The organism is Cellvibrio sp. (genome assembly GCF_053579595.1).
Genome location: NZ_JBRFPI010000126.1, coordinates 1 through 10,752 on the forward strand (window position 1 = coordinate 1; position 10,752 = coordinate 10,752).

Sequence of the window (10,752 nt, forward strand, 5' to 3'; positions counted from 1 at the left end):
TATTCTCGGTGGGCAATTAGTTTATGAATTACTATTGCGCACACCCTTAGTAAATCGTGGTTTGGTTATCGCCGTCGCACTGCTGGTTATTATTAGCTTCGCGAGTTATATCGCACATCAATTATTTTCAGCGCGTGCAGCCTATTTACATGTGGGGGCGATGATCGCAACCTGGATGGCCGGTAATGTGTTTTGGGGCATTATGCCGGCACAGCGAAAATTTATTGCCGCCGTCAGTAATAACGAAGCGCCTGATACTTGCGCCATGGCATTTGCAAAATTGCGCTCTACGCACAATAACTATTTAACCTTGCCGGTTATTTTTTGCATGCTGAGTAACCACTACTCGTTTCTCTACAGTCATGCCTATTCGTGGTTAGTGTTGGTGGGAATTGGTGTGTGTCTGGCCTGGGGGCGCCACTTTTTTAACCTTAAACATTTGGGTTATGTGAAGCCGATTATTTTAGTGACCAGTTGCCTTGGGGTTATTGTAATCGCTGTGTTGATGTCGATTACATCGACAAACACCGGTGCAGTTGTTGGTGGCAGTGCGATTCAAACAAATGCAGAAAACGCATCAACAGAGACTGCAAAAATCACCCAGCTCATTCAGGTGCACTGCACTAATTGCCATGCTGCTACACCATCGCAACCCGGTTTTGCGGCAGCACCAGCGGGTTTAATTATTGATTCTGCAGCTGGCCTTGCGGCACAAAAAATTCGCGCCTTGCCCGCATTGCAATCTGGTTATATGCCGCTCGGTAATTTTCACCAAATGACTGAGCTTGAGCGCAAAACATTAATTGATTGGCTCAGTGCGCAATAATATTTTTGTAAGGAAAAAATGATGGCTGCCTATGTGATTGTCGATATAGAAGTGCACAATCCGGAAAACTATAAAGAGTATCTCGCTAAAATAACGCCCACTGTTGCTGCCTGTAACGGCCGCTATCTAGTGCGCGGTGCACAGACACAAGTGGTCAGTGGTAATTGGCAACCTAAACGCTTGGTGGTGATGGAATTTCCCGATCTTGCTATCGCCAACCACTGGGCGACTTGTGCTGAATATGCGCCCATCCATGCGCTGCGCAATGCCAATGCCAGTACGAATATGATTATTGTGGAGGGGAGTGTGGATTTTGCCGGCTAGTAAGCGGCGCCTGATTTGTTAGGCATCGTGTTACTAATGTAGTTTGCGTAACATAACGTGAAAGATACGAATTGAATGAGTAGGAGAATTTGGAACAAATTCCAATACAACCACCACTGAAATCCCAGTGGTGGTCTATTTAATTATGCGTGGGCAGAAGATTGAATGGCGTGACCAAGCTCAGCGTTAGTGTAAGCCTTGCCTGCAATCCCCCAAAATCCATCAACGGTATAAACAGCATTTATCCAAACCTGCTGTTTTGTTAGCTTGCCTTCTGCAGCAGCCAATACGCTCTCTGTCGCACGCTCAATAAACTGGTTTTTCAGATCCTGAGTGCCGAAGGTAAACGACGGAACCTTGAGTTCGATAACCGCTATATCGCGCACCTCTTTACCAGAAAATGTTTGTCCATGATCAATAAAAACAACCTCACCTATAACATTTGGAAGCATAAATGGATTGTTGCTAATACCATGAATACTCATAAACAGTTCTACAATTTCGGCGTGCAGCAGCAGCGCCCTGCTTTTTGTTACTAAACCTTCCGTCAAAATAATTTGAAATGGCATTACCCTATCTCCTTTTGAAACTCATTGAATTGGAATAATTTATTAGATAGTGATCACTATATTTAATATAAATAGCGATCGCTATCTGTGTCAAGATAAATATAATGGTCACTATTTATTAGTGCTGATAGTCATTTTTGGGAATGGCTCTTTTTGGGGGTTACTATGCGTGCATCTCAAGAACATATGGACAAAATACGCGCGAATTTACTGGATGCTGCGGGTCAGGGGTTTCGGGAAGAGGGGTATGGCGGGTTGGGTATTAATGCACTCGTTCAAAAAGCGGGCATGACCTCGGGGGCATTTTATGGACATTTCACTTCGAAAAGTGAAGCTTTTCAAGAGGTTGTGCAAAAAGGTCTTGATGATTACGCAGAAACTATAGAGCGGTTAATTTCAGAACATGGCGACAACTGGGCAAAATATTTTATGGATTACTATTTGGGGCAAGAACATATAGGAAACCTTTCTTGCAGCTGTATAGTGCCGGGGTTGTCCGCCGATGTGACTCGCGCTGATGTTGACACACAAGCAATTTACGCTCACTCCACAAAAAATATTTCCACCAAAATAACGGCTGGGTTAAATAGAAAAAATCCTAATGATGCTTGGGCGTTAATGGCGTTATTGGCGGGTGCAGTAATGATGGCTCGCTGTTGCTCGGACTCGCCAACATCAAAAGAGATTATTCAAGCTGCGAAAGTATGGGCGGCGAAAATAATTGGGACCTGATTTGTCAGGCTTCTTCTTGCTAACTGATTCGATTAGTGAATACAGCTAGCAATTACGGGTTTTGCTTAACTTTGCATTTTTTGTGCCTAGGCCTTGTCTGAGGATTCTGTCTCGTTTCCTTTATTACCACCTTGTTATCATTTTGGCTCTCAGTAATTCCCTCTAGAGTGGCCAAGATGAACTATTTACAGCATCTCAAATTTTTTCTCGCCAGCGTCACACTGGTCGCGCTGGTTTCTTGTGGTGGCTCAGGTGGTGGCTCGGGCGCGCCATCTTCCACGCCCGCTTCATCTGCAGCGAGTATTGTGCCCTCCAGTGCAGCTAAGTCGAGTCAATCAACGCTCAGTAGCTTGGCTTCAAGTTCGCTGTCGCTCAGCAGTATGAATTCAGTCAAGAGTAGTGCGCCTCTATCTTCTGCTTCCTCAACTATTTCCCTGACGGCGCCACAAAATATTTCAGCCGTTCCTGCCAATGGCTCAGTGACACTCACCTGGAATCCAGTGGTTGGTGCAACTGGTTACAATATTTACTACGCATCCGAGCCAAATATTTTAATTAATAGTATCGCCAGTTTTGATGATGGCACCCGGCTGCAAAATGTCACATCTCCGCGTGTGATTACGGCATTGCGGAATGATGAGACCTATTATTTTGTAGTTACTGCGGTGAGTGCGGGCACAGAGAGTGTGGCGAGCAGTGAAGTCAGTGCAACACCGGCACTCATTGATTTGGCTAAACAGCCGACAGCGCAGGAAGTATTGGTTGTTGAGTTAGTGAACCGTGCCCGCGCCAATCCGGAAGCCGAAGCAACACGTCTGGGTATTGGATTAAACGATGGTATTACCGGTACCCAGATCACCGCTACGGCCAAGCAACCGCTTGCGCACAATTTATTGTTGATTGACTCAGCGCGCATCCATTCGCAGTGGATGTTGGATGCCGATATTTTTTCGCACACTGGCAAAAATAACAGTACCGCTACTGAGCGTATGAGTGCAGCGGGTTATGTGTTTTCAGGCAGTTGGACCAGCGGTGAAAATATCGCCTGGGGTGGTACAACGGGCTCGAGTATTAGTTTGACTAATTATGCGGTTTCACAACACGAAGGTTTATTTAAATCGCCGGGGCATAGAGTGAATATTCTGAATGGCAATTTCCGTGAGCTGGGAGTTGGCCAGAAGCAGGGCAATTTTTTATCAGATGGCAGAAACTATTTATCATCTATGCTAACGCAAAACTTTGCCCGCTCCGGTTCCAGCTATTATTTAACTGGCGTTGTGTATAGCGATAACAATAACAATGATTTTTATGATGTGGGTGAAGGCATGAGTGGCGTCACCATTAGTTTTAATGGTAAGTCTTATCCGGTGTATGCGACCGGTGCCTATACGATTCCGGTCAGCAATGGCACTTACAATCTGACCATCACAGGTGATTCATTAGGTGTTGCGGTTTATCATACTGTGCAGGTCAACAGTGCCAATGTGAAAGTGGATGTTGTGAAAACGGGAACGTTAATTGAGGTCGTTAATCGGTAAGGCAGGTTTATGGAAATCCGTTTAGGGTCACTTGATGAAGCTCTAGGTGTGCATAATCAAATTGAAGAGCTTTTGCCTATTTCCGATAGTCGCTATTTTTCTGAGCGTATTGCCGATAAAAAGTTTCTTTTATTGGTAGCTGAAATTGATAATGCCTTGGTTGGCTACAAGCTGGGGTACTGGCTTGATGATAACTGCTTTTACAGTTGGCTAGGTGGTGTTCACACTGATTATCGGAGGCAAGGTATAGCAAAGGCGCTCTTGCTGGAGCAGGAGCGCCGAGTGGGCGAATTGGGAGTAAAAGAAATTCGGGTCAAGAGTATGAATCAATACAGGTCCATGCTGCTCCTGTTAATCGCGCAGGGTTATGCGATTACAGGAGTGTATGTGAATGCACAGGGCAAAGAAAAAATCCATTTTGCTAAAAAGCTGGTTTAGTTATTTACTTGGGTTTACTGCTTCACCAACCGCTCAACCAATCCCCAATGTTGGGGAAATTTTTCCTTCAGTAATTCATTGGTTCCCAAGGTCATATCCGCGTAATCAAACCCCGGCGATACCGCCTCGCTAATCAGGCCGTAGCCGTACTCGCCATCTAATAGTTCTGACGATTTCCAAATTCCACCTTTGACGGTGAGTTGTAGCAGCTCACCTTTGGTGACATCGCTGCACATAATGACCTGTTCGAGTTTGCCGTCGGGATAAATCAGTGTGTAACGAATCGGATCGCCCATGTGGTAGTAGTGGACTATGTCGGATTTGTTGAGATGAAAATGGCCGATAGGCGATTGACTGGTTAGCATGTAAAAAATCGAGGTGAGGATAAAACGCTCGCCCTTCTCGGTAGAAAGTTTTGCGTAGTCATCGGCTTGGTAGGTGCGACGGAAAAATCCGCCTTCAAGATGACCTGAGAGATTTAATGCTTTAGCAACCTCTTCTGCACTGGGTTTGGCGGTGTTCATAGTGTTGTTAGCGCTCGCGTTCCGCTGTGTTGTACTGGTGGAACTGCAGGCTAACAAAAAGCAGAGTGTTGCTGTGATAAAAAGGTGCGGAAAATGGTTAATTCTCATTGTGATTGCTCATCTCTGTGCAGTGTATTGAATGACATTGGGCGCGTGTCAGTGTTGGCGATGTTAAAAAAGCTGACCACAGAATCACATCAAATTTAGTGCCATTAATATCAATAAAACCTGCGCAAAAAAAGGAGCGGGCGAACCCGCTCAAGTGGGGCACTCATGAGAACAACACGAACCCGGTTAACAACCTAATTGGCTTTTGAGGCCGCCATAACTCCGTTCAACCGGAGCCTGGATGGTGGTGGATAAAGTAGGCATCACGTTGATGCCAGCGCGCATTTCAACTTCATCGATAGTCACTTCTTTGCTGCAGAAATTGTCGGCGCGCGCAGAATCTTGTTCCATGATGAACGCCGATGCTTTTACGGTGCCGTTGATAACGGCAATCACCACTTTGTAATAGCCGGAGGGAATGATGTGCGATTCATCGGCGCCCGGCAGTGAGCCGAAATACCATTCGTAGAGTGGGCCGGTGACGACAAAAACGGGTTGACCGCTGCGCGCAATAACACGCTCGGCATTTTCCAATCGCTCCCAGGGGCCTTGATTCAATTCAGCGGCCTGTGGGGTGATATTGGATAAATAATTGGTAGTCGCCCAATCGGCGGTATTGCTAAAGGCGGCGAGTGGAACCTGATGGCCGCGATCGGTACCCAGTTGCGCAGCGGCGTTGGTGTAATCAGCCGGTTCAAGGGTATTGGCCGCGGTGATGCTGGGGTCGGCCTTCCAGGTACGGGTGCGCGAGGGGCCATCAATGGTGGCCGATGTCACTTGGTAGGCTGCCCAATCGGCGAACTTGGTGGTGGCGTTATTGCTGATGGTGTAAATCGAGCGGGTGACAACTTGACCGGATTTTCCGGTGGGGCAGCCGTAAACGCAGTTGGCGGCTTGGGTCGTGGCAGAGCAGAGCGCGGCGAAAGCGATCAAACCAAGGGCGAGCTTTTTCATAACACGTAACTCCTTATATCAGCGGATTAATAAAGGTTGCATTGGTGGGTTAATAACGGTGGAACAGGTGAAAAGCCCGGAATTGAGCGCGAGCTTGCCCAAACCCTTTTGCCGGGAGGCAAAAGGGCGGGCGCTGCGTTCGTTAACGGGAAAGCGAGGTAGGGTTAGAAGCTGTAACTCACGCCCAGCTTCAAGCGCCACACCGATTCTTCTGGCACGTACTCAGTCCAGTTTTTGGTGTTGGTACCGTTGAAGCGCACGTCGTATTGGTATTGGCCGGTGGTGGCGTTTACGTCGTAATCCCACAATGTTTGCTGTGGGAACTCCATGCGGCGTACCTGGCCTTTGCTGCTATCGAGCAGGTTGAGTAAGTTGTCGATGGTGAAGTAGATGGTGCCCTTATGGCCGTCCGCAAAACCGGGAATATCCTGCTGGATGCTTAAATCCAGGTCGGTCACCCAGGGTTGGGTAGCGATGTTTTTAGGTACATATCCGCCTGCGTAACCCTCAACACCCGCGCCTTTGATAACTTCCAACATGGCGGCGTATTTTTGCTCAGGAGTTGTGGCGCCAGGCCAGTCACTGCCCGCCCAATCGATATTAGGGTCGTTGGGGCCGGTAGGAATGTAGGGCAGGTAGGCATCGCTGCTTTGGAATTCGCGCTGATCGCCCAGGTCGTTGTCGTTAAACGAATCCAGCGCCCAGCTCAACGGGCGGCCGGAACGGCGTTCAAATGCGAGGTTGATGCGTGTTTCATTGTCGCCAAACCAGTTGGCGCGATAACCCAGGTTGAGCACAACACGGTGTTCAATTTCGTAGTTACTGGTGCCCACCAATTCTTCGTTGCGGTTGATGGTCATGTTGAAGTTGTAGTTGGAGGCGGCGGTAGAGTTGGTGCCGGGGTTGACCTCGGTTACGTCTTGATGGGTATAGGCAGCGAACATGTTCACGCCATTGTCCCAATCCTTACTCACGTTGGTCGTCCAGATGATGCTGCGGCCGTCTTTGTCGGCATTGGTGAGCATGATGTCGGAAATTTCCGCCAGGTTGCCTGTGTATCTACTGCGATAAATGATGCGTTTACCATCGGCAGTGCGCCTTGCTTCTTCGCGTGAGGTATCCACCCAGAAGGAGGAATTCTCTTTGTCGATATAGTTGAACTCGGTGCTCCACAGGTAGCCATCACCCAGATAGGGGATGCTCAGCTCCTGATCCCAGCCCAATTGGTAGCGCCAATCCGATTCCAGCTCGTAGTCCGGATCGACATAGGCGGTGCTGCCTGCGCCTCTGACCAGTGAGGCTTCGACCGAGTCGGGTACTTGAGTGAAATCGACATTAGCGGGAATAGCTATCGCAGCGTTGGTGGCACTGTTAGGCGCTGCCACAGCGGTCATGCCATCGGCAGTGAAGGAGTTGGCGACCCAGACGTTGGGTTTGCCACCGCTAAAACGGCCGACACCACCGCGCAGGGTCATGGTCTCGTTCAAGTCCCAGTTAAAGTTGATCCTTGGCAGGATGATGTCCAGCCCGTCCAGGTTTTCGGTATTGGTGTAACCGTAGCTGGTCATAAAGCGCGGGTTTTCGGCGGGTACGTCGTCCGATGCGATCTGCTCGTAGCGCAGGCCGAAGGTGAGTAACAAATCCGGTGTGACTGTCCAGCTATCTTCCCCGTAGAGTGCGTGGGTAGTGCGTTCCGCTTCATAGGCCAGATCTTCGGCATTATTGGTATAGGCGTTGCGGTAGGTGAGCTGGGATGGTTTTTTAGCCGCAAAATCGGCGAGGCTTCTGAACACCCAAGTGCCTGAGGTGTGTTGGCCAAACAGGTTGTAGTAGGTCACGCTCTGACCCTGATAGCCAAAACGCAGTTCGTGGTCACCCATCAAATAGGTGCCGTCCAGATGCAATTGCAGGGTTTGGGTGTCGGCGACATTGGCGTGGCGCGCGGCATCGGTACCAAACACAATGGCGTTGCTGCCGATGTTGACCGTTACCTGACCCAGGTCAGTTTTTTTCTGTGAATCCGTTGTCAGGTCTTTGTAGGACAAGCCAATCGCGGTGCTAAATGCGTCAGTCCAGTCAGAGAAAACATGGGTACTGTAGGTGTCCGATACAGTCTTGATGGTAAAAAAGTTGGAATCCATGCGCAGTTGGAAGGCTTGGTCCGGGCTGTTGCGATCGAGTTCGTTATCCTGCCGCTGATAGCTGAAATCCATGCGGTGTGCATCGCTCAGGTTTACATCAAACTTGACCAGCAGTTTTTCGTCGCGCTCACCCACGCCACCAGCGACCGAGTCGGTCAAGCCGTAGACGTCGTTCAGTGTTTGCAGAAATTGCGCATAGTCAGCCGGGGTGACATTGCTGGTGTTGGCGCCCGAGCCATTTACACCAAAGAGTGCGGAGTTGTCCTGCTCCAGACTTTCGTAAGAGACAAAATAAAACGCTTTGTCCTGCAGAATCGGGCCGCCGAGTGTGAGCCCCATAGAGTTTTCTTTGCCCAGGTCCAGGTCACCGGTTTCAGGGTCGCCTGAAAGGCTGTCGTTAGTGCCGTCAGCACGTATCGAGCCGTGTAGTTCATTGGTGCCGGATTTGGTTACCACATTCACCAAACCGCCAGAGAAACCACCCACTTTTGCGGTAAAGGGCGCGGTGTTGACGCTGATTTGGCTTACCGCATCGAGTGATACGGGTGGGCGCGAGCTTGGGTAGCCGCCAAGGTTGAGGCCAAAGTCATCGTTCTGACCCATACCGTCCACGGTGATGTTGTTAAAGCGCGGGTTGCTACCAGCGATACTCAGTTGGCCATCTTGGATAACGACCAGCGGGTTGCTGCGGATAATGTCTTTAATATCGCGGCTGAATGCCGGGGTGTTGTTGATGTCATCCTCACTGAATACCGAGCTGGCGCCCTTGGTGCTGGAGGGGATGACGGTGCCGATCACGACGACTTCTTCCAGATCGCTGGCATCAAGGGTTTCGAGGGTTTGGTCGAGGCGCAGGGTCTTGCCCAATTGCAGAAACAAATCACGCATTTCCGCATCGCGGTAGCTATCGGAATCTATGGTGATTTTGTAAGGGCCGCCGATGCGCAGGCCTTTCATGGAGTAGCTACCGGCGCTGTTAGTTTTCACTTCGCTGACAGTGCCGGACGGCTCGTGCAAAACAATGATGCGGGTGTCAGCAGCGGGTGAACCATCGGGCGCGGTGATCTTGCCGAGGATCGCCGAGCTGGTGTCCTGGCCTTGGGCGTAACCGGAAATACCGGCGGCAATCGCCAGGCAGAGTGTGCTTCTTTTCATGAGCGGTTTCATAGTGTGTTCCCTAAGCAATGGTAATGATGTGGTGAATAACAGTGCTCGCTACCGAGCTATGGTTTAGTGATCAAAGTGCTAAGGTCTGGTGGCCAAAGCGCTATGGTTTTGCCGCCAAGGCTGTAAGGCCCGGTTTGGCTCTGGAGTCGTAAATACTGTTGAGCAAACCAGCGAGGCGAATACCTGCTTTCAGCAAACGCTGTTGGGCGATGGGGAGCTGCTGGTAGATGTAGCCGTAACTCAGGTCAGGGCTGGCATTGTTGATGGGCGCGGCGCTTTGGTAAAGCCCCTCGCTCAGCGCCATGGATTCTTTTAGCCAGTCGGCGGGGGTACTGCTCAGGTAGGTTTTGATGAGCTGTTTATCCTGCGTATCAATAAATGCGGCGTACTCGGTAAAACTCAGGTTTTGCGATTCGAGCAAATCCGTATCCCAGAGCGAATGCAGGTTGGTCGGCTTGCCAAAAAATTTCACTTCAACCAAATTGCCGCCGCGATCTTCTGCATGGCCAGCATGCATCGGCTGGTGGATATCGCCGACCAGATGCACCAGAAAGCGCAAGTAAAACTGGCGCTCGGCGAGCGGGGTGTTTTTATCTTTTAAAGCAGCGATGCAGCGCAAAATGCCGCCGTAAATATCTTTCACGTCGTCTTTTGATTGCGGTGTGTGGTAGTGCTCTGCATCAAACTTGTCTGGCTCAGCCACATTGATGTAGTGCCAGCGCGAGGAGTGTTTTTGCCAGAACTCAGCCGGGTCGGAACGCATCTCATCCGCCCAGGTACCCACTTCGGGTAGCAGGTCGCCGTCGAGCAATGGCAGCAGTGCCTTGTGGGTTTTTTTGGTCAGGTGCTCATTGGCTATCTGGCCAACTATTCGGTGGCCATTTTGGCCCCAGGCCAATACTTGCGCACTAGTGGTGATTAACAACAGGCCGCAAACGAATCGCGCAATCTTCATAACAAACTCCAGGAATCCAAAACTCATGTATTGGGCTTATCTTCAAACTTGTTCCCAGTGCTAGAAAGCATTTGTCCAAATTCAAAGTTACTGGTTAATAAATCTTTAACATCAATTGGTTACCGTTGATAAGTAAGCTTATCCAAGGCAATAAAGCAGGTTTAGGTGGATTCCAATCTGGGCTTGGGTGCGCAGCAGACGCTGTGCCAGAGGGTGATAAGTGCGGGAATTCGCAGGCAGTCTGGGGGAGAGTTGGCATTTTCTCGCCAATCTGGCGCGTGCTTGATCTGCTTTGGTGCGCGGTTGAATCATCAGCTGCAATAAATGACAGGAATTTAATAATTGGCCACACAGACAGGGATTGGCTGCAGCGCGATTAAGCCTGAAAAGGCCGCTAAAACGGCTTTCCAGCAGCTTATTTGAGGGTTTTTAGGGGATTAAAGAACGAATTATAGACAAAAACAGAAAAATGGTTG

The 10,752-nt window shown here is 49.5% G+C and carries 10 protein-coding genes; 5 read left to right on the plus strand and 5 right to left on the minus strand.

Translation table 11 applies throughout. The annotated features are described in order from the left end of the window. Both ACWA6V_RS09770 and ACWA6V_RS09775 read left to right on the plus strand, forming a co-directional pair. On the plus strand, window positions 1-826 hold an 826-nt coding region (locus tag ACWA6V_RS09770), incomplete at its 5' end, for a urate hydroxylase PuuD (protein ID WP_449522308.1). A gap of 18 nt (window positions 827-844) precedes the next feature. After that, complete coding sequence (locus ACWA6V_RS09775; RefSeq protein WP_449522309.1) at window positions 845-1,150, plus strand: DUF1330 domain-containing protein; 306 nt, start codon at window positions 845-847, stop codon at window positions 1,148-1,150. A gap of 143 nt (window positions 1,151-1,293) precedes the next feature. Here the strand turns inward: ACWA6V_RS09775 and ACWA6V_RS09780 are convergent, their stop codons facing one another. Then, the gene (locus ACWA6V_RS09780; protein WP_449522310.1) at window positions 1,294-1,719 is read right to left on the minus strand and encodes a hypothetical protein; all 426 of its coding nucleotides are present in this window, start codon (window positions 1,717-1,719) and stop codon (window positions 1,294-1,296) included. A gap of 165 nt (window positions 1,720-1,884) precedes the next feature. On the opposite strand from ACWA6V_RS09780, the gene ACWA6V_RS09785 reads away from it, so the two are divergent. The 3 genes from ACWA6V_RS09785 to ACWA6V_RS09795 all read left to right on the plus strand — a co-directional run bounded on the left by ACWA6V_RS09785 (window position 1,885) and on the right by ACWA6V_RS09795 (window position 4,427). Next, entirely contained in the window at window positions 1,885-2,451 is a 567-nt protein-coding gene (locus ACWA6V_RS09785) for a TetR/AcrR family transcriptional regulator (RefSeq protein WP_449522311.1), read from the plus strand. Between the two features lie 176 nt (window positions 2,452-2,627). After that, the gene (locus ACWA6V_RS09790; RefSeq protein ID WP_449522312.1) at window positions 2,628-3,989 is read left to right on the plus strand and encodes a CAP domain-containing protein; all 1,362 of its coding nucleotides are present in this window, start codon (window positions 2,628-2,630) and stop codon (window positions 3,987-3,989) included. Window positions 3,990-3,998: 9 nt separating this feature from the next. Beyond that, the gene (locus ACWA6V_RS09795) at window positions 3,999-4,427 is read left to right on the plus strand and encodes a GNAT family N-acetyltransferase (protein ID WP_449522313.1); all 429 of its coding nucleotides are present in this window, start codon (window positions 3,999-4,001) and stop codon (window positions 4,425-4,427) included. Between the two features lie 14 nt (window positions 4,428-4,441). Here the strand turns inward: ACWA6V_RS09795 and ACWA6V_RS09800 are convergent, their stop codons facing one another. From ACWA6V_RS09800 to ACWA6V_RS09815, 4 genes are all read right to left on the minus strand, one after another. Continuing rightward, window positions 4,442-4,951: a cupin domain-containing protein gene (locus ACWA6V_RS09800; RefSeq protein WP_449522314.1), complete on the minus strand. Its 510-nt coding sequence runs from the start codon at window positions 4,949-4,951 to the stop codon at window positions 4,442-4,444. Window positions 4,952-5,245: 294 nt separating this feature from the next. Continuing rightward, window positions 5,246-6,013 (minus strand): DNA/RNA non-specific endonuclease, encoded by a 768-nt coding sequence (locus ACWA6V_RS09805; protein ID WP_449522315.1) that lies wholly within the window; start codon window positions 6,011-6,013, stop codon window positions 5,246-5,248. A gap of 164 nt (window positions 6,014-6,177) precedes the next feature. Beyond that, window positions 6,178-9,321: a TonB-dependent receptor gene (locus ACWA6V_RS09810; RefSeq protein WP_449522316.1), complete on the minus strand. Its 3,144-nt coding sequence runs from the start codon at window positions 9,319-9,321 to the stop codon at window positions 6,178-6,180. A 100-nt stretch (window positions 9,322-9,421) separates the two neighbouring features. Beyond that, entirely contained in the window at window positions 9,422-10,276 is an 855-nt protein-coding gene (locus tag ACWA6V_RS09815; RefSeq protein ID WP_449522317.1) for a S1/P1 nuclease, read from the minus strand. Window positions 10,277-10,752 lie beyond the last annotated feature (476 nt).

Coding starts and splice junctions, on each gene's coding strand:
- ACWA6V_RS09805 (WP_449522315.1), bottom strand. CDS start 6,013: ATGAAAAAGCTCGCCCTTGGTTTGATCGCTTTCGCCGCGCTCTGCTCT.
- ACWA6V_RS09790 (WP_449522312.1), top strand. CDS start 2,628: ATGAACTATTTACAGCATCTCAAATTTTTTCTCGCCAGCGTCACACTG.
- ACWA6V_RS09795 (WP_449522313.1), top strand. CDS start 3,999: ATGGAAATCCGTTTAGGGTCACTTGATGAAGCTCTAGGTGTGCATAAT.
- ACWA6V_RS09800 (WP_449522314.1), bottom strand. CDS start 4,951: ATGAACACCGCCAAACCCAGTGCAGAAGAGGTTGCTAAAGCATTAAAT.
- ACWA6V_RS09775 (WP_449522309.1), top strand. CDS start 845: ATGATGGCTGCCTATGTGATTGTCGATATAGAAGTGCACAATCCGGAA.
- ACWA6V_RS09785 (WP_449522311.1), top strand. CDS start 1,885: ATGCGTGCATCTCAAGAACATATGGACAAAATACGCGCGAATTTACTG.
- ACWA6V_RS09815 (WP_449522317.1), bottom strand. CDS start 10,276: ATGAAGATTGCGCGATTCGTTTGCGGCCTGTTGTTAATCACCACTAGT.
- ACWA6V_RS09780 (WP_449522310.1), bottom strand. CDS start 1,719: ATGCCATTTCAAATTATTTTGACGGAAGGTTTAGTAACAAAAAGCAGG.
- ACWA6V_RS09810 (WP_449522316.1), bottom strand. CDS start 9,321: ATGAAACCGCTCATGAAAAGAAGCACACTCTGCCTGGCGATTGCCGCC.